The sequence below is a fragment of the Rubrivirga aquatilis genome (assembly GCF_046845665.1).
GTDB lineage: Bacteria > Bacteroidota > Rhodothermia > Rhodothermales > Rubricoccaceae > Rubrivirga.
In genome coordinates this window covers 2,880,662-2,903,687 of sequence record NZ_CP177355.1, presented here as the reverse complement: position 1 = coordinate 2,903,687, position 23,026 = coordinate 2,880,662, and the positions used below count along the sequence as shown (strand labels likewise).

Sequence of the window (23,026 nt, the reverse complement as noted above, 5' to 3'; positions counted from 1 at the left end):
CTCGGGGACGCCACGCGGCGCCCCGGGCGACGGCGGGTCCGTCAGTTCATGACCGGCGGCTCGGGCTCGCCGTCGGCCAGCACGATCGGGGCGCCGCTCGAGGGCGCGGCGGCCAACTGCTTCTCGCGGTCCGGGACGGTGAAGAGCAAGATCGGGTCCTCGGCCGCCGTCGGCTCTAGCATGAGTTCGAGCGCCTCGTCGATCCGCTTGACGTAGTGGACGTCGAGCCCCTCGATGGCCTCGTCCTTGATCTCGTCGACGTCCTTCTTGTTCTTCTCCGGGAGCACGACGCACGAAATACCCGCGCGCCTCGCCGCGAGGACCTTTTCCTTGATGCCGCCGACCGGCAGCACCAGCCCACGCAGCGTGATCTCGCCCGTCATCGCCACGTCGTGGCGGACGCACCGGCGCGTGTAGATGCTGGCGAGCGCGGCCGTCATGGCCACGCCGGCGCTCGGGCCATCCTTGGGGACGGCCCCGGCCGGGACGTGGACGTGGAGGTCCCAGTAGCGGAAGGCGTCGGCGGGGATCCCGAGGGCGTCGGCGTTGGCCCGGACCCACGACTGCGCGGCCTGTGCGCTCTCGCGCATCACGTCACCCAGCTTGCCGGTCAGCGTCATCCGCCCGTTGCCCCGGCTGACTGAGGCCTCGATAAATAGGATGTCGCCGCCGACTGGCGTCCACGCCAGCCCGGTCGCGACGCCAGGGACCTCGGTCCGCTCGGCCACGTCGTTGTAGTGTTTGCGCCCGCCCAAGAAGCCCTCGATGTCGGTCTCCTCGACGTCGCCGCGCTCGGCCTCGTCGAGGGCGACCGTCTTGGCGACGCCTCGGATGACCGACCCGATGGTGCGCTCCAGCTGGCGCACGCCTGACTCGCGCGTGTACCCCTCGATGAGAAGCAGGAGGGCGTCGTCAGTGATCGAGAACTGGTCCTCGCGCAGGCCGTTACGCTCGCACTGGCGCGGCACCAGGTAGCGCTTGGCGATCGCGAGCTTTTCCGACGGGGTGTAGCCGTTGATCTCGATGACCTCCATGCGGTCGCGGAGCGGCGCCGGGATGGAGTCGAGGTAGTTGGCCGTCGCGATAAAGAGCACCTTCGAGAGGTCGTAGTCGAGCTCGAGGTAGTGGTCGTTGAAGGTGTCGTTCTGCTCCGGGTCCAAGACCTCGAGCAGGGCGCTCGCGGGGTCGCCCCGGAAGTCGGTGCCCAGCTTGTCGACCTCGTCGAGCATGAACACCGGGTTGCTGGTGCCTGCCTTCTTCAGCCCCTGGATGATGCGGCCCGGAAGCGCGCCGATGTAGGTCCGCCGGTGGCCACGGATCTCGGCCTCGTCGCGGACGCCGCCGAGCGAGATGCGGTGGAACTCGCGGCCGAGCGACCGCGCAATGCTCTTGCCGAGCGACGTCTTGCCGACGCCGGGCGGCCCGTAGAAGAGCAGGATCGGCGCCTTCATGTCGCCCTTCAGCTTGAGGACGGCGAGGTACTCGAGGATCCGCTTTTTGACCTCTTCGAGCCCGTAGTGGTCCTCGTCGAGCACGTCCTCGGCGCGCGCGATGTCCAGCTTGTCCTCCGAGGTGTGGCCCCAGGGGAGGTCGAGGATGGTCTCGGAGTAATTGCGGACGACGCCGTACTCGGGGCTGGCGGGGTTCGTGCGCGCCAGCTTGGTCAGCTCCTTGTCCAGCGTCTCGACCACCGCCTCGGGCAGCTCGTCGCGCCGCTCCGCCAGCTTGTCACGCAGCTCGTCGGCGTCGCGCGACGACCCTTCAGTCTCGCCCAGTTCGTCCTGGATGGCCTTGAGCTGCTGACGGAGGAAGAACTCCCGCTGCTGCTGGTCCACGTCGGTCTTGACCTTCGAGCGGATCTCCTCGGAGATCTCCAGCACGCGCACCTCCTGATTCAGGAAGTCGAGCACGAGCTGGGAGCGGTCAAGGAGCGGCCGGGTCTCCAGCAGCGACTGCTTTTTCTCGACGTCGATCTGCAGGTTCGACGCGATAAAGTGGACGAGGAAGCCCGGGCTCTCGATGTTCTGGATCGCATACGCCGCTTCGCTCGGCAGATTCGGCGACAGGTTGACGATCTGCACCGCCAGCTCCTTGATTGACCGGACGCGCGCGTCGAGCTCGACCTCGTCGTCGCTGGCGGGCGGGGACTCGGGGATCGCTTTGATCTTCCCGGTGAGGTAGGGCTCGAGCTGGTCGTACTCCTCGATCTCGATCCGCCGCTTGCCCTGGATCACGATGCTCACCGAGCCGTCGGGCATCTTGATGAGCTTGAGGATGGTCGCCGCCGACCCGATCCGGTAGAGGTCGTCGGGGCCGGGGTTCTCGACCTCGGCGCGCTTCTGGGCCACCACGCCGACCATCCGGTTCCCCGCATACGCGTCCTTGACCAACTTGAGGCTGGCGTCGCGCCCGACGGTGATCGGCAGGACGACCCCGGGGTACAGGACCGTGTTGCGGAGGGTCAGGATCGGCAGCGAGTCCGGCAGCGAGGCCGTGTGCATCTCGCGCTCCTCGTCGGGCGTGAGCAGGGGGATCGACTGCTCGGGGTCGTCGGGGAGCAGGGAGAGCGGGAGCATTCGAACGGAGGGAGCGGGCAGGGTGGGACGCTGAAGGTCGCACAGCGATCCAGGGTGGAGGGGCATCGGCCCGTCGGCGCGCGCCCGTAGACTCCCGTCCCGTTCTGGCTCTCCATGCGTGCGCTCCGCCCCTCTGATCTCGTGACCCCCGCCCTGGGCGGCGCCGTAGGGGCGATGCTGGTCGGGCTGGCGGTTGCTCGCGGGTCGGGCGCTGTGTCGGGCGCCCTCGTCGGGCTGGCGGTCTGGCTGGTCGTGCTCGGGGCCGCGCTACGCAAGCCGCTCCGCCGTATCGCCGCCGCCAGCCGGCCGCTGCCGGCCGCCTCGAAAGCGTGGCTGGCGGAGAACGTCTCGGTCTACGCCGCCGCCTCGGCCGCCGACCGCCAGCGGTTCGAGCGCGACGTGGCGTTCGCGCTCGACGGGCTCCAGTTCGAAGGCGCGGGCGGTGCCGAGGCGACGGACGCGCTCCGGCTTGCGGTCGCCGCGGGCGCCGCCGTCCTGCTCCACGGCCACCCCGACTGGGAGCTGCCCACCGAGCGGACCGTCTTGTTCGTCCCCGACACGTTCGACGAGGCCTACGGCGACGAGGAGGACGGACTTTTCGACGGGATGGTCCACTCCCAGGGCCCGATCGTGCTCTCGACACGTGCCGTCGAGCGCGGGTGGGCGCGCGACGACGGGAGCAACGTCGTGCTCCACGAGCTCGCGCACGTGTTCGACTTCGAGGGCTGGGAGGCGGATGGCGTGCCCCATTTTCTGGACGCCCGCTCGGCCGACGCGTGGTCCGACCTGGTCCGCCGCGAGATGCGCCGGGCCCAGCGCGGCGACGGGATCCTGCGGGCGTACGCCGGGAGCGCGCCCGCCGAGCTGTTCGCCGTCGCGACCGAGCAGTTTTTCGAGCGGCCCGCCCGCCTGCGTCGCCACCACGAAGAGCTGTTCGACGCGTTCGTCGCCTTCTACGGCTACACACCGCCCGACGAGGGCGAGGTGGAGCACGGCGCAAGCTGGGCCGCGCGCCGCTGGCGCAGCTAAGACCGTAGCGCCCGGACCGCCGCGTCGAGCGCGTCGAGCTGGAACGGCTTTTTGACGACCGCCGCCACGTCCGCGCCGTCGGCCTCGGCGTCCGTGTCGCCGGTGAGGAGCAGGACCGGCAGGCCGGGGTGCCGCTGGCGGATCGCCGCCGCCAGCTCGCGCCCGCTCATGTCGGGCATCGACAGGTCCGTCACGACCGCGTCGAGGTCAGCGTCCTTCGCCAGCTCGGCGAGCGCCGACGGTCCGCCATCCGCCTCGCGGACCGTGTGGCCCCGCAGGCGGAGCAGCTTGGCCGTGACCGTCCGCACCATCGGCTCGTCGTCGACCACCAGGAGCCGGAGCCCGGCGCCTTTCGCTTGCGGCGCCGCTTGCGGGGCGGCCTCCGGCGCGGGTTCGTGGGCGGTGAACGGGAAGACCAAGCGGAAGAGCGTCCCGCGGCCGGGCGCGCTCTCGACCTCGATCCGCCCATTGTGCTCCTGGACGATGCCCTGGCTCATCGTCAGGCCCATGCCGGTGCCGCCTGAGCCCTTGGTCGTGAAGAGGGGCTCGAAGATGCGCCGCCGTACGCTGTCCGGCATCCCGACGCCCGTGTCACCGACGGACACGACGGCCGTGCCGTTGGAGCGCTCGGTCGCCAGGGTCAGCGTCCCGCCGGCGGGCATGGCCTGGACCGCGTTGAGGACCAAGTTGACCAGCACCTCGCGCAGTTCGGTCGGCGCGCCAGGAATGGTGGGGACGGGGCGGAGGTCGGTCTCGACACGGATGGCGATCCCCCGGCGGCGCGGCTCGTTGTGCCAATACGGCCGGGTCAGGGTCAGCACCTCCTCGGCGATCTCGTGGAGCGAGACGGGCTCGGCGCGCTCCTGCTTCTCGTTGCGGATGTACTGCTGGATCTTGCGCACGAGCGCCGCGCCGTCGTTGGCCGCGCGCTCCAGCGAGACGAGGTGGTCGCGCGAGCCGGAGTCCGACCCGAGGCGGGCGAGGTCGGAGCGGAGCAGCTCGGCGTGGCCCAGCACCGACGTCAGCAGGTTGTTGAAGTCGTGGGCGATGCCCATCGCCATCCGGCCCAGCATTTCCATCCGGCGGCGGCGCGTCTGCTCGGCCGCCCACGACGCCGGCTCGCGGAGCACCTCGCCGAGCACGGAGATCGGGTAGTGGCCCGAGTCGAGGTGGGGGAGCCGGATGGGGTGGAAGTGCAGGAGCACCGGCGTCGGCCCGTCGTCGCCGTCGAGGAGAAACACCTGGTGCGTGACGGTCGAGCCGCGCGCGGCGTCGACGGCGTACTCCTGGGCAAAGCGGGCGTCCTCGACGGGCAGCTTGCCCCAGACGCCGTCGTCGCCGAAGACCTCGCGCCAGGCCTCGTTGCAGTCGAGCCGCTCGCCCGACGGCGACACGAGCGCCGTCAGGATCTCGGGCGTGACGAGGGGGAGGGGGGACGGGACGGCCATGCGTGAAGCTAGCGTGAGACGGGGAGCGGGGGAGGGGCCTCAGGCCGGGCCAAATTCCGCCGATCTCGGCCGGCACGGGCTGGCGCCGGCCCGGGCCCGGAGGCACCTTCCACTCCCGCGCTCTGCCCTCCGCTGTGACCCTCGACGCCTACCGCGCCCTCTTCGACGCCCCGTCCGCCGGCGTCTACCTCGACCACGCCGCCATCGGCGTGCTCGGGCGGCACGTCGCGGACGCGGTCACGGACTACGTCGCCAAGCGAGCGGGACAGGCCCCGGGGCTGGCGCCGAACGACTACCCCGCCGACCTCGACCGCGCCGACCGCGCCCGCGAGCGGGGCGGGGCGCTTGTGAACGCGAGCCGGGAGCAGGTCTGCATCGTGCCCAACACGTCAGCCGGGCTGAACTTGGTGGTCCAGGGGCTCGACTGGCGACCCGGCGACCGCGTCGCCGTGCCGAGCTGCGAGTTCCCCGCCAACCGGCTCCCGTGGCTCGGGCTGGCACACCGCGGCGTCGAGGTCGACGCGATCGCCCACCGCGAGGGGACGTTCACGCCCGACGACGTGGCCACCGCGATCCGCCCCGAGACGCGCGTCGTCGCCGTCTCCGCCGTCCAGTTTCTGTCCGGATTTCGCTGCGACCTGGCCGCCATCGCCGAGGTCTGCCGCCAGCACGACGTGCTGTTCGTCGTCGACGCCATCCAGGCCGTCGGCGCGGTCTCGGTCGACGCGGGGCTCGCGGACCTGGTCACGTTCGGGGGCCACAAGTGGCTCGGCTCGTTGCAGGGCGCGGGGCTGGCGGTCCTGTCGGACCGACTCCGCGACCGACTCACCCCGGTCCGTGGCTGGCTCAACGGCCCCGTCGACTGGGACGACTTCGAAGCCGTCTCGCTCGACCTCCACCCCGACGCAAACCGCTTCCACTTCGGCACCTTCCCGACCGCCGCGCTCTACGCCCTCGACGCCGCCCTTGGCGCGATGTTGACGCTCGGGCCCGACAAGCTGGAACAGGCCGTGCTCGCGAACGCCGCCCGCCTCGCCAGCGGGCTCGACGCGCTCGGCTTCCGCCGCTATGGCCCGTCCGGCGCTCCCGCCTCTGGGATCGTGACCGTCCACGCGGACGAGCCAGAAGCGCTCCACACCCATCTCGCCGAGTCCGCAATCTTCGCCTCGCTCCGCGACCGCAAGCTCCGCTTCGCCGTCCACGCCCAGACCCGTCCCGAGGCCATCGACCGCGCCCTCGACACCGTCGCTGCTTTCACCCCCCAGTCCGCATGAGTACCGAACCCGACAAAATCGAGGTCGTGCTCACGCTCGACGTGCCACCCGGCCAGACGCCGATCCGCGTCGACCTCTACCTCACCGAGAAGACGGCGAATGCGACGCGCTCGAAGGTGCAGCGCGCCATCAAGGAGGGCCGCGTCGACCTCAACGGAAAGCCCTGCACCAAGGTCTCGACGCAGCTCCAGCCTGGCGACACCGTGGTGTGCCGCGTGATGCGCCCGCCGCCCATCGAGATCGAGCCTGAGGACATCCCGCTCGACGTGGTTTTCGAGGACGACACCCTGCTCGTTGTCGTTAAGCCCGCTGGGATGGTGGTCCACCCGGCCTACGGCCATCGTTCGGGGACGCTGATCAACGCGCTCCTGCACCACGTCGGCGCCGGACCGCTGGCGGGCGACGAGATCGAGGACGCGGACGACGACGACATCGGGCTGGCGGTCGCCACGGCCGGGCCGCGCTACGAGGGTGATCCGACGGTCCGCCCCGGCCTCGTCCACCGGCTCGACAAAGACACGACCGGCCTGATGGTGGTCGCCAAGACCGACGTGGCCGCCGCACACCTTGGCCACCAGTTTGCCAACCGCACCATCTCGCGCCAGTACCTCGCGCTCGTCTGGGGCGACGTCGAGGAGCCGGGCCGGGTCGAAGGGTGGCTCGGCCGGAGCCCGCGCGACCGCAAGAAGATCTCGGTTCGCCCGGAGGGCGAGGGCAAGTGGGCGGCGACGACCTACGAGCCCGTCGAGCGGTTCGGGTTCACGTCCCTCGTCCGGTTCCAGCTCGAGACCGGCCGGACGCATCAGATCCGCGTCCACGCCAAGTCGGTCGGCCACCCGGTCTTCGGCGACACCACGTACGGCGGCGACAGCATCGTCTACGGGTCGGCGGAGGGCTCGCGCAAGGCGTTCATGCGCAACCTGTTCACCGCGCTCGGTCCCCGGCAGGCCCTCCACGCAGCGACGCTCGGCTTCGTCCACCCGACGACGGGGGAGAGCCTCTCGTTCGAAGCGCCCCTGCCCGACGACATGCAGCACGTCGTCGACCGACTGCGCCGCGTGGAGGGCAGCGGCCAAGCGTAGACCGACTCAGTCCGTTGCTCGAACGGTCCGGTAGAGGATCTGGCCCCGATTGTCGGAACGACCTCTCGGGAGAGCGCTGAAGTGCCCGGGAGGCACCGGTCGGCTCTCTGGCGGGAGCCTGAGCCGCCGGGCGGTCACGGGTAAATTCGGCCCCCCGACCGCTTGTCTCCGTGCCCGCTTCGCTCGCCAGGCTTCTCCGCCCCGACCGCGTCGGCGTTGGCATCTCTGCCGCCTCCAAGGCTGAGGCGCTCGACGCCGTTTTGGAGTTGGTGGCCCGCCAGCCCGGCGTCGCCGACCCTGCCCGGTTGGCGGTGGACGTGGCCGCGCGGGAAGCGCTGCTGTCGACCGGCGTGGGCGACGGGCTGGCGCTGCCCCACGCCCGCACGACAGCCGTGACGGAGACCGTGATGGCCGTCTGCACCTTGGCGGAGCCCGTGGGCTGGGACGCCATCGACGGGGTGCCGGTCGACCTCGTCGTGCTGTTCGCCGGTCCGGAAGCCGCGCGGGCGACCCACGTCCAGTTGCTGGCGCACGTCTCCCGCGTGCTCAGCCGTGCCAGCGTGCGCCGCGAGATGTCGGAGGCGTCCACACCCGAGGCGCTGCTGGCGGTGTTGGTGGCGTCCGAGTGAGGGATTTCGCAGAGTGCGCGCCCTGAGCGCCCAGGGCCGTGGGCACCTTTCCGCCTCTCCTCGCACCGGCACGATGGCTTTCCAGACGATCCGCGGCACCTTCGACATCCTCCCCGACGCCCACAGCACCGGCGGGAGCACCGTGCCCGGCAGCCCCGCGTGGCGCCACGTCGAGACCGTCGTGCGCGGCGTGATGCACCGGTTCGCCTTCGAGGAGATCCGCACGCCGATCCTGGAGCCGCTGGACCTGGTGGCTCGGGGCGTCGGCGCCACGACCGACATCGTGAGCAAGGAGATGTTCACCGTCGAGCGGACGAAGGAGACGTACGTGCTCCGCCCGGAGGTCACGGCGCCCGTGATGCGGGCATACCTCCAGCACCACCTCGAGCAGCGCGGCGGCGCGCAGCGGCTGTTCTACGTCGGCCCGTGCTTCCGCGCCGAGCGCCCGCAGAAGGGCCGCTTCCGCCAGTTCCACCAGTTCGGGACCGAGCTCATCGGCTCCGACGACGCCCGCGCCGACGCCGAGACGATCGCCAACTTGCGCGCGGTCTACGACGCCTTCGGGATCGCCGACACGCGCCTGCGCCTCAACACGCTCGGCGACCCCGCCGACCGCCCGGCCTTCCGCGACGCGCTCCGCCAGTACTTCGAGCCCCACGCCGCCGACCTCTCGGAGACCAGCCGCCAGCGGCTCGACACGAACCCGCTCCGCATCCTCGACACCAAGGACGCGCGCGAGCGGGCCCTGCTCGCGGACGCGCCCCGGCTGACCGACTTCGTCGGCGCCGAGGCCGGCGACCACTACGCGCGCGTCAAGGCGCTGCTCGACGGGCTGGGCGTGCCCTACGTCGAGGACCCGCTGCTCGTGCGCGGACTCGACTACTACACCCGGACCGTTTTTGAATTGGAGCACGGGGCGCTGGGCGCCCAAGGTGCGCTCGCGGCCGGCGGGCGGTACGACGGGCTCGCGGAGGACGTCGGCTCCAAAAAGCGCGTCCCGGCCGTCGGGTACGCGGCCGGCATCGAGCGGCTGTTTATCGCCCTTGAGGCACAGGGCTACGCGCTGCCCCAGGCGCCGTCGCCCGACGTGTTCGTCGTGGCCCTCGGCGAGGCCGCGGAGTCTGCGACCTTCGGGATCGCCCAGACCTTGCGCAAGGCCGGGCTGGCGGTCGACTTCGCGCTCGGGGGGCGCTCGATGAAGGCCCAGATGAAGGCCGCCGACCGGTCCGGCGCGCGCCGCGCGGTCGTGGTCGGCGAGGACGAACTGGCGCAGGGCGTGGCCCAGCTCCGCGACCTCGAGGCCGGCGAGCAGCGGCCCGTCCCCATCGCCGAGCTGGCCGCCGTGCTGGCGCGCGAGCGCGCGGCGTAGCCCGTTACCTTCCGGCTCACCTACCGACGCGCATGTACCCCCGCATCAGCGATATCACCCGCGACCTGTTCGGGTTCGAGTTCCCGATCCCGATGTACTCGTTCGGGCTGATGGTCGCGATCGCGATCCTGGTCGCGACGGCCATGACGCGGATCGAGGTCGACCGCCGCTACGCGCTGGGGTGGATGGCGTCGGTCAAGGCCAAGGTGAAGGACGCCAAGGGCCGCGAGCGCGTCGCCAGCACCAGCCCCTCGGCGCTGCTGTGGAACATGGCGCTGATGGCCGGCTGCTTCGGCGTGCTCGGCGCCAAGCTGTTCCACATCCTCGACTACTGGGACGAGTTCACCGCCGACCCCGTCCGGATGTTCTTCTCGGGCTCCGGGCTGACGGTCTACGGCGGGATCCTGCTGGGCAGCGTCGCGATCCTGTGGTACGCCAAGCGCAAGGGCGTCCACCGGGCCCACCTCGCCGACGCGGTCGCGCCCGGCCTGATGCTGGCGTACGGGATCGGCCGGATCGGGTGCTACCTCTCGGGCGACGGCGACTGGGGCGTGTGCTCGTCGCTGGCCGACAAGCCGGGCTGGATCCCGGGCTTCCTGTGGAGCGAGACGTTCCCGAACAACTTCATGGGCGGCGTCGACCCCGTCGTGTTCAACGCGACGCAGCGCGGCGCGGAGTGCCTGCTGGAAAGCCCGACGGGCGTGTATCCGACGATGCTCTACGAGTTCGCGATGGCGGCCGTGCTCGCGGCCATCCTGTGGGCGCTGCGCAAGAACCCGTTCCAGGCCGGGTGGCTGATCTCGCTCTACGGCGTGTTCGCGGGCCTCCAGCGCTTCACGATCGAGTTTATCCGCGTCAACCCCGAGGCCGCCTTCGGGCTTCCGCAGTCGCAGCTCATCTCGCTCGGTTTCATCGCCGCCGGGCTCGTGGGGCTCGCGCTCACGTCCAAGCGCCGCGACGACACGCTTGCGCCGGCGCCCGCCGTCGAGGCCGCGTGACGCCGGACCCGCTCGCGCTCATCCGCGACGGCTTTGCCGCGCTCGACGCCTGGGACGCCGGGTTCGGCGCGTTCGAGTCGCACCCGTCGCTCGCCGTCGACACGGCCCGCCTCGGCGACGCCGTCGAGGAGTACCTGGGGCGGATGACGGCGCCGCCCCGGGGCGAGACGCCCGGGATGTACCCGTTCGGCCACCCGCGCTACGCCGGGCAAATGCTCAAGCCGCCGCACCCGGTCGCGCTCGCGGCGTACGCGATCGCGGCGCGCATCAACCCCAACAACCACGCGCTCGACGGCGGCCCGCCGACGAGCGCGATGGAAAAAGAGGTCATCGCCGACCTCGGCGCGATGTTCGGGTTTGAGACCCCGCTCGGTCACCTCACCGGCGGCGGGACCGTCGCCAACCTCGAGGCGCTATTCATCGCGCGCGAGGAGACGGGGGGGCGTGGGATCGCGGTCAGCGCCGAGGGCCACTACACGCACGCCCGGATGGCGCATGTGCTCGGCGTCGACTGCGCGACGGTCGCCAGCGACGGGGCGGGGCGGATGGACCTCGACGCCCTCAACGACACGCTGTTGAAGGGCGACATCGGGACCGTCGTGCTGACGGCGACGACGACCGGGCTCGGGTCCGTCGACCCGATCGCCGAGGCCATCCCGCTCTGCCGCGCGCACGGCGCGCGCGTCCACATCGACGCGGCCTACGGTGGCTTTTTCCGTCTCCTCGCGGACGGCGCGGCGCCGCGCGACTTCCCCGCCCGCCACTTCCGCGCGATTGCCGACGCCGACTCGGTCGTCGTCGACCCGCACAAGCACGGGCTCCAGCCCTACGGTTGCGGCGCCGTCCTCTTCGCGGATCCCACCGTCGGCCGCCACTACCGGCACGACTCGCCCTACACCTACTTCACGTCGGACGAGCTGCACCTCGGCGAGATCAGTCTGGAGTGCTCCCGCCCCGGCGCCGCCGCTGGCGCCCTGTGGCTGACGCTCAAGGCGCTCCCGCTGGCGGCCGACGACGGGCTCGGTCCGATTCTCGCAGCCGGCTTGCGCGCGGCGCGGTCGTTCCACGGGCTGCTCGGCGAGTCCGCGCACCTCTCGCCCGTGCTCGCGCCCGAGACCGACATCGTGGTCTACGCCCCCGAGTCCGTCTCCGTCTCCGAGATCGACCGCCGCAGCGCCGCCGCCTTCCAGCGCGGCATGGACGACCCCGATGACCCCGTCTTTGTGAGCCTGTACCGCCTGTCCGCCGACCGGCTGGCGGCCGCATTCCCCGGTCTCAACCGCGATGCCGACGCCGCGCGCGTGCTACGGAGCGTGCTGATGAAGCCCGAGCACGAGGCCTGGGCGCCCCGGTTGGTGAATCGCCTCGACGAGTTGGCGGGGTAGGGGAGGGGTGGAAAGTTCCGGGCATCCTCGCGCGAGCACCGCCCAATCGCCCCCCGGCTGAAGGCATCTTCTCGTCACCCCGCGCTCATCACCATCCCCCGCATGGCCCGCCGAGAATCCCGCACCGACGTCCTCGCCGGCCGCCACCCCGTCCGCGAGGCGCTGGACCGCGCCGACGGGCGGATCGAAAAGGTGTACCTCCAGAAGGGCGTTCATGGGAGCGCGATCGACTCGATCCGCCGCGCCTCGAAGGCGGCCGGCGTCCCGGCCCAGATGGTGCCGCGCCAGAAGATCGACGCGCTCGCGCCCCAGGTCGAGCACCAGGGCGTCGTCGCCGTCGTCGCCCCGGTCGCGTACCGCGATCTCGACGACATGCTGGCGAGCATCGCGCCGACGCTCGACGACGTCCGGGCGTGGAAGCCGGTGCTCGTCGTGCTCGACGAGATCGAGGACCCGCGAAACTTCGGGGCGATCCTGCGGAGCGCCGTCGCGGCCGGCGCGGCGGGCGCGATCGTCCCCGAGCGCCACATGGCCCCGTTGTCGGCCGTCGCCGTCAAGGCGAGCGCCGGCACGGCGCTGCAACTCCCGATCGCGCGGACGGGCAACCTGACCGACGCCATCCAGAACCTCAAGGAGCGCGGCTACTGGGTGATCGGGCTGGCCGACGACCCGGGCTCGGCCGAGGCCACGACCGTCTGGGATTACGACTGGGACCGCCCGGTCGCGATCGTGATCGGCAACGAGGGCGGCGGCTTGCGGACCGGCGTCCGCCAGGCGTGCGACGTGCTGGCGTCGATCCCGATGCGGGGGCCGGTCGACTCGCTCAACGCGTCCGTGGCGGCGGGCATCGCCCTGTTCGCGGCGGTCCGGACGCGGGAGGACTAGGCGCTCGCGAGCCGCTCGCACAAAAAAAGACGGGGCGGCCCGAGGCCACCCCGCCTTCCCTCTGTCGGGCCGGCCGAGCCGGGCCCGTTTCTCACCCAACCCATGGGGAGACTCGTCGGGCCGCGCGGGAGGGCACGCGGCCGGGGCGCCTAAGAGCGGCGCCGAAGCCCGTAGACGATCTTGCGGATCGTGTCGAACTGGAGGTAGGGATGCTGCTCGCGCAGTTCCTCGATCGCCTCGTACGCGGGCACGTCTTCACCCCGCATGGAGCGGAACTGCTGCCGGATCTTGTAGTCCCGGACGCCCTTTTCGTTGAGCAGGTTGTGCTGGTCGAGCACCTGATAGATCTCGTCCGGGACGAGGTCGCCGAGGGGGTTTCGGTCGAGCGTGATCTCCATGTCGGGTAGTGGCGGCGGGTCTGTACAGGGACGGTACCCCGGGATGGTGCGTCAATCCCATCCCACCTCAGCGAACGGTCCCAGTCCGTGAGTGAATGGTTAGTGTCCGGCGCCCGACGGTGCCCGCACGTCCGCCACCACAACCGACCACGCCGACACGTCGAGCCAGCGGCGGCCCCCCCGGGCCCGTAGGCGGCCGACCGCCAGCACCCGGTCCTCGATATCGAGCCCGTGCCCGTCGTCGATCCGGAGGGGGAACGCGTCGCCGGCGACCGAGAGCCAGACCGTCCCGTCGGCGCCGATCTCGGCCACGTGCCCGTCGAGGGAGGCCTCGACGCGGCGGCCCCGCACGGCGATCGTGTCGAGTAGGACGGCCGTGGCGTCGGGGACGAGCACCCGGGCCTCGAGGGACGCGAGCGGGCCGGACTCGCGTGCGAGCAACACGATCGCGAGCGCGAGCCCGGCGAGCCCGATCACGCCCGCCGCGACGTGGCGGACGGTCATGCCGCCTCCCGGGCTGCGCCCGTCAGCGCACCGAGGGACGTGCCCTGGACGGCGAGGGCGATGACACCGAGCACGCAGTAGAACACGACGCCCGAGGCGTGGACGAGCAGGGCGTACGTCGCCGCCGGCGTCACGGCGACCGCGAACAGCAGGGTGAGCGCCTGGACGGTCGCGTAGTGGAACGAGCCGGTGCCGCCCGGCGACGGCAGCGCCATCCCGATCCCGCCGATCGCCATCACGGCCCACGCGTCGACGGGGCCCAGACCGTACACCTCGTCGAGTCCGAGCAGGCGCATCGGGAGGTCCGACATCGCGCCGTAGCACACCCACAGAAGGACGGTCGAGAGCAGCACGGAGCCGGGCTTGCGGGTGCGGAGCACCGACGCGAAGCCGTCGCGGAACTGCGCGAGCAGGCCGGCCAGCCGGCCGCTACCCCGCCGGATCAGCCACACGGCCCCGAGCCCCAGCGCGACGAGCGTCAGCCCACCCAGCACGACGGCCCAGACCGGGAGCGCCGACGCCGAGGCCACCAGGCCTTCGCCGGCGCTCGCGAGCAGCCCGCCCACGCGGTCGCCGAAGATCAGCGCGACCGACAGCAGCACGAGCGCCAGGGCCAGCACGTCGAGCACGCGCTCCGCCACGACGGTCCCGACGACGGCCGAGAACGGGGCCGTCGCCCGGCGCGACACGTTCGCCGCCCGCGCCAGCTCGCCGAGCCGGGGCGCGGCGTAGTTGACGAGGTACCCGATGGCGACGGACGCGGTCGTGATCTGGAGCGAGACGGGCCGCTCGCGGTCGGGGAGCGCGTCGATCAGCAGCCCCCACCGCCACGCCCGGACCACGACCGAGAGCAGGCTCACGAGCAGGAAGGGGATAAACCACACCCACTCGCCTTGCGCCAGCGCTTGGGCGACGGCCCCCAGGTCCGCGTCTCGGAGCGCGAGCCACAGCAGCCCGCCGCCCAGCCCGAGGCTGACGGCGAGGGAAAGGAATCGCTTGGCGGTGTCGGACATCGGAACCAAAAAGAGGGCGCGGGGCCCGGGAGGGGCCCCGCGCCCAACGACGCGGCTCCGGCGCGGTTCGGGCGCGCTCGGCAGAGACTTAGCGGAGGTCGACGACCTCGGTGCCGCGCGGGGCGGCGAAGCGGAACGTGGACGCCGCCAGCGGCGCGTTCCGGCGCACCTCGCGCAGGTCGAACGCCAGCGTGCCGCCGTTGACGTCGTGGACGCGGACGCGCGTCGGGACGGCGTCCGACGACCGGACGTACAGCGTCGCGTCGCGGACCGACGAGCCGGCCTGGCGCGGGCGCAGCGTCAGCACGTCGTGGGCGACGCCGCCGATGCGGGCCTTGGTGGCCGCCGTCGCGCGGAACACGCTGAGGTAGTCGGTAAAGAGCTGGCCGACGTTGAAGCCGACGCGCGCGGGGTCGTAGTCCTGCACGACGACCTGGGCGTCGTCGCGCGAGTACGACCACAGCGTGCCGCCGTCGGTGACGAGCACCTGGCTGCCGAGGTCGAGCCGGAACGCCTGGTCGCGGACCGACAGCGTGCCTTCGAGGCGCTGGCCGCCGGCGGTCTGGACGAAGCGGGCCTGGAGCGACTCCAGTGCGCCGTAGCGGGTCTGGAGCTGGCGGGCGACGGCCTCGGGCGACTGGGCCTGGGCAACGGGGACGGCCAGCACGAGGGCCAGCAGGGCGAGGGTGCGAGAGAGAAGCAAGGTCATGGCGAGAGTGGGTCCGGTGAACGGGGGATGTCCGGACTTCGTTCAACAGGTGTGCCGCCCGTCGCGGCGCGACAGTCTCGCCACACATTCGCCACAGATGCCGCTCGTCATCGTCTCCGGAGGCCAATCGGGCGTCGACCGCGCCGCCCTCGACGCCGCCCTAGCGTCCGGTTTTGAGGTCGCCGGGTGGTGCCCGGCAGGACGGTGGGCCGAGGACGGGCCCATCGACGCGCGCTACCCGTTGCGCGAGACGGCGACTGCCGATCCCGCCGAGCGCACGCGCCGCAACGTCGCCGAGTCGGACGCACTCCTGGTGCTGGCGCCGGCCGCCGTGGCGGGCGGGACCGCGCTCGCGGTCGCCGAAGCCCAGCGGCTCGGGCGCCCGGTGTTCGTGGCCGACCCGTCGGGCGACCCGGGGGAGGCGCTGGCGTGGCTCGCTCGCGAGCGGCCGTCTCGCCTCAACATCGCCGGGCCGCGCGAGAGCGAGGCGCCGGGCGTCTACGGCGACGCGCTCCGCTGGCTGGGGACGGCGCTCGCTACGATCCGCTCGACGGCGAGACCGTCAGAACCACCTCGATCTGGCTCGCGACCGCCTGGCCGTCGCGGATCTCCGGGGTGAAACGCGCGGCGCGGACCATGTCGAGCAGCATCTGCTCGCGGGCGGCCTCGCCTTCCGCGCGAAGCTGGCGGCCCCGCTCCAGGTGCATGGGCACCTCCTCCTCTGCGATGATCACCCGCTGGGTGCGGACCCGCCCCCCCTCGCTCTCCACGTCTCGGATCGAGGCCTCGGTCACGTGCCCCTCGGCGTCGATGTCCGCGAACAGGGTGAACGTGTACTCCGTCTCCGAGCCTTGCAGCCGGGGCGGCCACGCGGCCGGCTCGAACACGCGCTCCCACCCGCCGACCGGCGCGGCGGGCTGGTCGGCCCACTCCGGCTCGGTCTCGGGGAGCACGAATCGGATCGGCAGGCTCATCCGTGTCGCCACCGGCTTCTCGCCGACGAGCCCGGCCGTGAACGGAACGCTGGCGACGGCCGCCAGCGCGGCCTCTCCCAGGGCGGGGTGAGGGGCACGCGCGACGACGGCCTCGCGGACCGATCCGTCGGGGTCTACGATGAAGGTGAGCACGACGGTGCCTTCTGCCTCTGAGGCGAGGGCTGCCTCTGGGTAGACAAGCGCGTCGGCGACGGCGGCCATCCCGCCAACGGGCTGGGGGGCGGTCTCTGCGAGCACGTACACCCCGTCATCGCCCAGCACCTGCGCGCTGAGGGTGGGGACGGCCAAGAGAATTAAGAGGATGAAGCGCATGATCAGCGACCAGGGATGTAGAGCTCGAAGGTGTGGAGAACGCGTCCGGCGACGACCTCGCCGTCGCGGACTTCGGGAACGAACTGCTGAGGGACCACGGCGCGCAGGATGGCCTGCTCCATCGCGCGCTGCACCGACGAGATCGTCGGGCGGGAGTCGACGTTGCGAATCTGGCCGGCCGGATTCCGTCGCGGGCGGGCGATCACGTCGAGCCGGCCCTCGTCGCGCTTGACGTCGGAGGCGACGATCTCGGCGTTGGTCACATGCCCCTTCTCATCCACGTCGACGGCGATGGTGAACACACCCTCGACGCCGCTCCCGGCCGCCTCGTCCGGCCAGTCGATGGTGCGGAACAGCCGCTCCCACCCGCCGATCGGGACGGCCGGAGAGGACGCGAGCCCGACATCCATCTCCAACGCCTCGGGACCGTCGTGGACCACAGGCTCCGGGAGAACGAACTGTAGCGGCAGGCTCACCCGGGTCGGGACGGCTTCGTCGGCCACAGTCCCGGAGTGTATTCGACAGCCTCAAGCGCGGCGAGTGCGGCCTGCCCCAGCGCCGAGTGCGGGGCTCGCGCGACGGTCACCTCCGCCAGCGAGCCGTCGGGCTGCACGATGAACATGAGCACGACCGTCCCTTCCGCCTCGGCCTCAATCGCGGCCTCGGGGTAGACGATGGCATCGGCGATGGCGGCCATCCCACCAACCGGTGCGGGGGCGGTCTCGGCGAGCACGTAGATCCCGTCATCGCCGAGCACGCCTTGGGCGCTGACGGGGGCGACGAGCGCCAAGAGGAGGGCGGAGAGGAGCAGACGCATGGCAGTCGTGGTGGGACGTGCCGGTTAATCTACATACAACGTCATGCCCTACACATGCGCCTAGTCTTCGACGTGACGCTCGCCCCTCCGACGCACGCCTCGGCCCATTCGCCCCCCGTAGAGGTCTTCGCCATCGCGTAGCCTCCGGTACGCCGTCCATAGCACGAGACCCACGAGCGCCGCGCCGCCCAGCGTCACCACGAGTACGGGCCACCAGTACGAGTGGTCGAAGGCGCCCTCCACCCAGCGCGGCTTGCGTAGTCGTACGTCGGGGTTCGCGAGCGCGGCCCAGGCGAGGTAGCCCCCGGCGGCGACCAGGAACGTCACGACGGCGCCAATGGCGAGGCGGACGAGTCGGAGGCCCAGGCGCGCGTGGCTCACGACGAGACCTCGGCGACCGGCCGCACGGCCACGCCACAAGCGCTGAGGTGGGCTTTGGCGTCGGCGACCGTCACCTCTCGGAAGTGGAACATCGAGGCGGCCAGCACGGCGTCGGCGCGGCCCTCGGTCAGCCCGTCGGCGAGGTGGTCTAGCGTGCCTGCGCCGCCGCTGGCGATGACCGGGACGGCGACGGCGTCGTCGAGCGCGCGCAACAGGGCGAGGTCGTAGCCCTCGCGCGTGCCGTCGCGGTCCATGCTCGTCACCAGCAGCTCGCCGGCGCCCCGGCGAACGCCCTCGACGGCCCAGGCGATGGCGTCGTGGCGCGTGGCCTTACGGCCGCCGTGCGTGAAGACCTGCCACCCGCTCGGCGTGATGCCGGTCTGCTTGGCGTCGATCGCCAGGACGACGCACTGTGCCCCGAACGAGTCGGCGACGCGGGTCAAGAGGTCCGGGTCCGCGAGCGCGGCCGAGTTGATGGCCACTTTGTCGGCGCCCGCCTCGAGGAGCTGGCGGGCGTCCTCGACGGACCGCACGCCGCCTCCGACGGTGAGCGGGATGAACACCTCGTCGGCTGCCCGGCGGATGGTGTCGAGCAAGAGGCCGCGGCCCTCGTGCGTGGCCGAGATGTCAAGGAAGACGATCTCGTCGGCGCCCGAGGCGTCGTAGAACCGCGCCTGCTCGACCGGGTCGCCCGCGTCGACGAGGTCGACGAACTGGACGCCCTTCACGACGCGGCCGTCGTGGAGGTCGAGGCAGGGGACGATGCGTTTGGCCAGCATGGGGGGGGAATTCGGAGTCCGCGGTCGACGCCAGACGGGCTACTCGCCGCGCAGCGCGAGTCGGGCCGTGGAAAAGCGGTCGAGATCGACCTCGTCCTTGCGGTGCCAGCACCAGAACTGCTGGCACGGGAAGCGATTCTCGTACAGCGACCGGCCCACGACGACCGAGTCGACCGCCGGCTCGGCGGCCTGGAGCGCCAGCAGGTCGGTGTACCCGCCGACGCCGCCGGAGGCGGTAATGCGAGCCCGCGTCAGGTGGGCGGACAGCTCGCGGTACGCCTCGATGTTGGGGCCCTCCAGCGTCCCGTCGCGCGCGATGTCCGTGTAGATGAACCGGCGCACGCCCCGCGCCTCCATGTCGAGCGCGAGGTCGGTGACGCCAACGCCGGAGCCGGCCTCCCAGCCCTCGGTGCGCACCTCGCCGTCCTTGGCGTCGATCCCGACGATGATGTGGCTGGCGCCAAAGCGGGCGACCGCCTCGGACACCAACTCGGGGTTGCGGACGGCGGCGGTGCCCAGGATGACGCGGTACACCCCGAGATCGAGCATCGCGGCGATGTCGTCGAGTGTGCGGATGCCGCCGCCGACCTGGACGGGCACGTCGAGTGCCTTGGCGATCTCGGCGATGACGGCCCGGTTGTCGGCCGCCTCCTCGGCCGTCGTCCGCGCAGCGTCGAGGTCGACCAGGTGGAGCACCTTGGCATTCATCACCCGCCACAGCTTGGCCATTCAGACGGGGTCGTCGAAATAGACCGTTTCGTCCTCGTAGCGTCCCTGCCGGAGCCGGACGCACCGGCCGCCTCGCAGGTCGATGGCAGGAATGACGAGCATGGGTCAGGGGGGCTAAAGGGGGCGCCCGTCGGCGCCGGGCGTCCAGTCCGCGAACCTACGCAGCATGGCGAGCCCGGCGGTCGCGCTCTTCTCGGGATGAAACTGAACACCGACCACATTCGCACGTCCGACGACCGCCGGGACCGCGCCGCCGTAGTCGGCCGTCGCGATCACGTCCTCCGGTTCAGTGGGCGCCGCGTGGTAGGAGTGGACGAAGTACACCCAGTCGTCGCCTTCGACGATGTCGTGCTCGCGCGACGTCGCCAGCCGGTTCCAGCCCATGTGGGGGACTTTGAGGCGACGGCCGTCGCTGGCGAGGTCGGCCGGGAAGCCGACGACGCGGCCGGGGAGCAAGCCCAGGCCGGCGTGCTCGCCGCGCTCCTCGGAGCCCTCGAACAAGAGCTGCATCCCGACGCAGACGCCCAGCAGCGGAACGCCCGCTCGCGCTCGCTCGATCACGAGATCGGTCAGTCCGCGGTCCGCCAGCTCGGCCGCGCACGCGCCAAAGGCGCCCACGCCGGGGAGCACGAGGCGGTCGGCCGCGCGGATGGCGCCGGCGTCGTCGGTGCGCACGACGGGCACGCCCGCCGCGTCGAACGCCTTCGCGAGCGAGCGCAGGTTGCCGATGCCGTAGTCGATGAGGGTCGTCATGTCGGTCCCAACGCGCGGCCGGGACCCGGGGCCCCCGCGCGTGTCGGCTTCGGCCATTCTTCGACCGGCGGCCCGCCCCAGGTCGCTGAACGGTAGGCAGTTAGATTCGATCCGGTCCGCCCCTCCGGCCGTGCGCCTCGTCGTCGTCCTGATCTTCTCCGCCGCGTGTGCGCTCGCCGCTCGCGCGCAGCCGACGTTCGAGGCCTTGACACGCGCCGACGGCTTGCCCTCCGACTACGTACAAGCCGTCTTTCAGGATCGCCAAGGCTTTCTGTGGCTCGGCACCGACGCCGGGTTGGCGCGCTACGACGGACGCCGCGTCGTCACCTTCACCGCCGACGACGGCCTGCCACACCCGTTCGTCTATTCCATCGGAGAGGGGGCCGACGGGACGTTGTGGGTCGGCACGTTCGCGGGGCTAGCGCGCCGGGTCGGCGATCGGTTCGAGACCGTCGCGACGCCGCTCGGCGACGACGCGGTGTACAGCATCCAGCCCGACGGGGCGGGCGTCGCGGTCCGGGGCGCGCACGCGATCGCCGTCGGCACCGTCGGGCGCTGGCGGCTCCGTCGCAGCGGGCAGGGCACGGCGTGGTCGGGGCTGGTGCCTCTGGACGACGGGGCGATCCTCGCCAGCCGGCAGGTCGGGGCGAACACGGCGGGGCCGTGGGAGCTGCTGCGGCTCGACGCGGGCGGCGGGGCGCCGGTCGTCGTCCGAGCACCGCCCACCTTGGGCGGCGCGCGGTGGGTGGCGGGCACCGCGGCGTCTGTGATCGTGGTCGGACTCGAGGGCATCGGGATCGGCCGGGTCGCCGGCGACCGCTTTGTCGCCTCCGAGATCATCCCGTCGCCGCGCGTGCGTCGGGTCGTGCGCGGGCGTCGGGGCGAGGTCTACTGGGCCGGCGACACGGGCGGGATCTGGGTGCGCGACGCCCCGGGCGACCCGCTGGTCCTCTTGAGCGAGATCCGCGCCCAAGACGTGGTCGTTGACCGCGAGGGTGCGCTGTGGGCGGGCACGTTTGGGCAAGGCGCCCTCCGGCTGGCGGGCCGGCACCTCACCCAACTCACCGACCGCCCCGCCATCCGGCTCGCGGTGTCGGAGCGAAACGTGTTCGCGACGGGGTCGGGACTGCTCACCGTTGACGCCGCGACGCTGGCGATGCGGGCCTCCAACCCCGGGGTGGACACTCGCCAGGTGGCCATTGGCCGAACGGGGCTGATGGTGGCGACGGGCCCGACCGTTTTCGCCGTTGAGAGGGACCCGTGGCAGACGCTGTTGGACGAGCCCAACTGGGTCGCCGGACTAGACGCGGCGACCGACACCCTCGCCGTCGGCGTCTACGGCAGCGGCGTCATGCGGTTTGTCGACGGCGTCGCGCTCGACACGCTCCGCCAGCGCGACGGGCTCGGCACAGACATGGTCGAGGGGCTCACGCGGACGCGCCGAGGGCTGTGGGTGCTCACGCGGTCAGCGGGCGCGGCACTCGTGCGCGGAGCCCGCGCCGTCTCGGTGTCACGCGCCGACGGCCTGCCGTCGTCGGCCATCTTTTCGGTCGCCGAGCTGTCCGACGGGGCCGTGTGGTTCGGGACCGATCGCGGGCTCGGGCGATGGGACGGCTCGCGAGCGGAGACGGTCGGCGGCGACCGGTTCGGGCGCCAGCGCCTGATGGCTGTCTTCGAGCGACCGGGCACGCCCGGCATCTGGGTGGTCGGCGACCGGGGCCTCTTCCGCGTGCTCGACGGCGCGGTCCAGGCCCGGGGCTCCCTGCTCGCGGACGAGGCGGCTTCGATCAACGACGCGGGGTACCACGCCGCCACGGACCGGCTCTTTTTGGCCACGACCGCCGGGCTCTTCGCCGTCGATCTCTCTCGGCTGCCCACCCCGACGATCCCGCCCAAGGTGGCCTTTGTCAGCGTCCGTGCGGATGACCGCTCGGTCCCGCTCGCCCGCGGTAGCGTGTCCCTCGCCCCCGGACGCCATCACGTCGAAGTCTCCGTCGCCGCGCTCTCGTTCGGCTCCACCGCCAGCGTCGAGTACCGGGTGGGGGACGGGGCCTGGCAGCTGGCGGGGCCAGACGGACGCATCGTGTTTTCGGATCTGGGGCGGGGCACGCTGCGGCTCGTCGCCCGCGCCGTCGGGCCCGGTGGCGTGTCGGAGGCGGCCGTGCTGACGGTCGATGTCGCGCCGCAGTGGTGGGAGCGTCGGTCGATCCGTGCGCTGGCGGTGCTGCTGTTGCTGGCAGTCTTTGGCCTGGCCATCCGGGAGGTGTCGCAGCGCCGTCTCCGCCAAGAGGTGGCCCGGCTCGAATCGGTGCGTCGGCTCCAGCGCGAGCGGGCCCGCATCTCGCGCGACCTGCACGACCACGTCGGTGCCCAGCTGTCGTCCCTGCTGGCGGGCGTCGAACTCGCCAAGCTGGCGCGTCGCGCTGGCGCCGCCCCCGGCGCCACAGATCCGTTGGCGCTCGTCGAGGCCGATGCTCGTGAGACCATCCGCCAACTGCGCGAGACGATCTGGGCCATCAACGAGGAAGCGCTCACCGCCGGGGCCTTCTGCGACCGCTTGGACGCCTTCGCGAAGGCGCGGGCGCGCGGCCGGGCCGGGCACGTCGAGGTGACGTGTGCGGTCGACCCGTCGCTTGCGCTGCCCCCGGCGGTCGCGCTGGCGCTGTACCGGGTCGGGCAGGAGGCCATCACGAATGCCCTCAAGCACGCGCGCGCCGACCGGATCGCCGCAACGCTCGCCCCCAGCGGGCTCGGCGTGCAACTCGTCGTCTCGGACGACGGCGGCTTCGTGGCGCCCTCGGGTGACGGCGCCGCTCCGCCCGGCTACGGCTTGCGCTCGATGGCCGCCCGTGCAGAGGGCCTGGGCGGACGCTTCCTTCTCGAGACGGCCGACGGTACGCGGGTGACGGTCGACGTCCCGCTGGCGTCCTCCCCGGCGTAGGGGAGGGCACGCGCCCTCGA

The 23,026-nt window shown here is 72.0% G+C and carries 22 protein-coding genes and 1 pseudogene; 10 read left to right on the top strand and 13 right to left on the bottom strand.

Annotated features, from left to right (window positions below; translation table 11 throughout):
- Positions 1-41 precede the first annotated feature (41 nt).
- Positions 42-2,576 (bottom strand): endopeptidase La, encoded by a 2,535-nt coding sequence (gene lon, locus ACLII4_RS12750; protein ID WP_412067783.1) that lies wholly within the window; start codon positions 2,574-2,576, stop codon positions 42-44.
- 114 nt (positions 2,577-2,690) lie between these two features.
- Between lon and ACLII4_RS12745 the strand changes: the two genes are divergently transcribed.
- Positions 2,691-3,605, top strand: coding sequence for a M90 family metallopeptidase (locus ACLII4_RS12745; protein WP_412067782.1), 915 nt, complete (start codon positions 2,691-2,693; stop codon positions 3,603-3,605).
- On the opposite strand, the gene ACLII4_RS12740 is transcribed toward ACLII4_RS12745, so the two are convergent.
- Complete coding sequence (locus ACLII4_RS12740) at positions 3,602-5,053, bottom strand: ATP-binding protein (RefSeq protein WP_412067781.1); 1,452 nt, start codon at positions 5,051-5,053, stop codon at positions 3,602-3,604. The two genes, ACLII4_RS12745 and ACLII4_RS12740, sit on opposite strands and share 4 nt — an antisense overlap.
- Positions 5,054-5,187: 134 nt before the next feature.
- Here ACLII4_RS12740 and ACLII4_RS12735 point away from each other — a divergent pair, with 134 nt between their 5' ends.
- The 7 genes from ACLII4_RS12735 (at position 5,188) to rlmB (ending at position 12,675) form a co-directional block, all read left to right on the top strand.
- Entirely contained in the window at positions 5,188-6,327 is a 1,140-nt protein-coding gene (locus tag ACLII4_RS12735; RefSeq protein ID WP_412067780.1) for an aminotransferase class V-fold PLP-dependent enzyme, read from the top strand.
- The gene (locus tag ACLII4_RS12730) at positions 6,324-7,409 is read left to right on the top strand and encodes an RluA family pseudouridine synthase (RefSeq protein WP_412067779.1); all 1,086 of its coding nucleotides are present in this window, start codon (positions 6,324-6,326) and stop codon (positions 7,407-7,409) included. Before ACLII4_RS12735 ends, ACLII4_RS12730 begins: the two co-directional genes overlap by 4 nt.
- Before the next feature lie 170 nt (positions 7,410-7,579).
- A complete protein-coding gene (locus ACLII4_RS12725) occupies positions 7,580-8,038 on the top strand; it encodes a PTS sugar transporter subunit IIA (RefSeq protein WP_412067778.1) in 459 nt (152 codons plus the stop codon).
- 73 nt (positions 8,039-8,111) lie between these two features.
- Positions 8,112-9,407 carry a histidine--tRNA ligase gene (gene hisS, locus ACLII4_RS12720; RefSeq protein WP_412067777.1) on the top strand — a complete coding sequence of 432 codons (1,296 nt, stop codon included), beginning with the start codon at positions 8,112-8,114 and terminating at the stop codon, positions 9,405-9,407.
- A gap of 32 nt (positions 9,408-9,439) precedes the next feature.
- The gene (locus tag ACLII4_RS12715; RefSeq protein ID WP_412067776.1) at positions 9,440-10,405 is read left to right on the top strand and encodes a prolipoprotein diacylglyceryl transferase; all 966 of its coding nucleotides are present in this window, start codon (positions 9,440-9,442) and stop codon (positions 10,403-10,405) included.
- A complete protein-coding gene (locus tag ACLII4_RS12710) occupies positions 10,402-11,790 on the top strand; it encodes a pyridoxal phosphate-dependent decarboxylase family protein (protein WP_412067775.1) in 1,389 nt (462 codons plus the stop codon). Before ACLII4_RS12715 ends, ACLII4_RS12710 begins: the two co-directional genes overlap by 4 nt.
- A gap of 102 nt (positions 11,791-11,892) precedes the next feature.
- Complete coding sequence (gene rlmB, locus ACLII4_RS12705) at positions 11,893-12,675, top strand: 23S rRNA (guanosine(2251)-2'-O)-methyltransferase RlmB (protein ID WP_412067774.1); 783 nt, start codon at positions 11,893-11,895, stop codon at positions 12,673-12,675.
- A gap of 149 nt (positions 12,676-12,824) precedes the next feature.
- Here the strand turns inward: rlmB and ACLII4_RS12700 are convergent, their stop codons facing one another.
- From ACLII4_RS12700 to ACLII4_RS12685, 4 genes are all read right to left on the bottom strand, one after another.
- Complete coding sequence (locus tag ACLII4_RS12700; RefSeq protein WP_412067773.1) at positions 12,825-13,073, bottom strand: hypothetical protein; 249 nt, start codon at positions 13,071-13,073, stop codon at positions 12,825-12,827.
- Between the two features lie 99 nt (positions 13,074-13,172).
- Positions 13,173-13,577: a hypothetical protein gene (locus tag ACLII4_RS12695; RefSeq protein WP_412067772.1), complete on the bottom strand. Its 405-nt coding sequence runs from the start codon at positions 13,575-13,577 to the stop codon at positions 13,173-13,175.
- On the bottom strand, positions 13,574-14,590 hold the full coding sequence (locus tag ACLII4_RS12690; RefSeq protein ID WP_412067771.1) for a lysylphosphatidylglycerol synthase transmembrane domain-containing protein: 1,017 nt from the start codon (positions 14,588-14,590) through the stop codon (positions 13,574-13,576). The genes ACLII4_RS12695 and ACLII4_RS12690 overlap by 4 nt, the downstream gene beginning before the upstream one ends.
- Before the next feature lie 88 nt (positions 14,591-14,678).
- Complete coding sequence (locus tag ACLII4_RS12685; protein WP_412063310.1) at positions 14,679-15,299, bottom strand: LolA family protein; 621 nt, start codon at positions 15,297-15,299, stop codon at positions 14,679-14,681.
- Positions 15,300-15,396: 97 nt separating this feature from the next.
- On the opposite strand from ACLII4_RS12685, the gene ACLII4_RS12680 reads away from it, so the two are divergent.
- Complete coding sequence (locus ACLII4_RS12680; RefSeq protein ID WP_412067770.1) at positions 15,397-15,918, top strand: YpsA SLOG family protein; 522 nt, start codon at positions 15,397-15,399, stop codon at positions 15,916-15,918.
- Here the strand turns inward: ACLII4_RS12680 and ACLII4_RS12675 are convergent.
- The 7 genes and pseudogenes from ACLII4_RS12675 to hisH form a co-directional block, all read right to left on the bottom strand.
- A complete protein-coding gene (locus ACLII4_RS12675) occupies positions 15,836-16,606 on the bottom strand; it encodes an energy transducer TonB (RefSeq protein WP_412067769.1) in 771 nt (256 codons plus the stop codon). The two genes, ACLII4_RS12680 and ACLII4_RS12675, sit on opposite strands and share 83 nt — an antisense overlap.
- A 2-nt stretch (positions 16,607-16,608) precedes the next feature.
- Entirely contained in the window at positions 16,609-17,109 is a 501-nt protein-coding gene (locus ACLII4_RS12670; RefSeq protein WP_412067768.1) for an energy transducer TonB, read from the bottom strand.
- Entirely contained in the window at positions 17,079-17,423 is a 345-nt protein-coding gene (locus tag ACLII4_RS12665; RefSeq protein WP_412067767.1) for a TonB family protein, read from the bottom strand. The genes ACLII4_RS12670 and ACLII4_RS12665 overlap by 31 nt, the downstream gene beginning before the upstream one ends.
- 60 nt (positions 17,424-17,483) lie before the next feature.
- Entirely contained in the window at positions 17,484-17,804 is a 321-nt protein-coding gene (locus ACLII4_RS12660) for a hypothetical protein (protein ID WP_412067766.1), read from the bottom strand.
- Entirely contained in the window at positions 17,801-18,583 is a 783-nt protein-coding gene (gene hisF, locus ACLII4_RS12655) for an imidazole glycerol phosphate synthase subunit HisF (RefSeq protein WP_412067765.1), read from the bottom strand. Before hisF ends, ACLII4_RS12660 begins: the two co-directional genes overlap by 4 nt.
- Positions 18,584-18,622: 39 nt before the next feature.
- Positions 18,623-19,414 (bottom strand): annotated as a pseudogene (gene hisA, locus ACLII4_RS12650) (1-(5-phosphoribosyl)-5-[(5-phosphoribosylamino)methylideneamino]imidazole-4-carboxamide isomerase).
- Positions 19,415-19,426: 12 nt separating this feature from the next.
- Entirely contained in the window at positions 19,427-20,065 is a 639-nt protein-coding gene (gene hisH / locus ACLII4_RS12645) for an imidazole glycerol phosphate synthase subunit HisH (protein WP_412067764.1), read from the bottom strand.
- A 130-nt stretch (positions 20,066-20,195) separates the two neighbouring features.
- Between hisH and ACLII4_RS12640 the strand changes: the two genes are divergently transcribed.
- On the top strand, positions 20,196-23,006 hold the full coding sequence (locus tag ACLII4_RS12640; RefSeq protein WP_412067763.1) for a two-component regulator propeller domain-containing protein: 2,811 nt from the start codon (positions 20,196-20,198) through the stop codon (positions 23,004-23,006).
- Positions 23,007-23,026 lie beyond the last annotated feature (20 nt).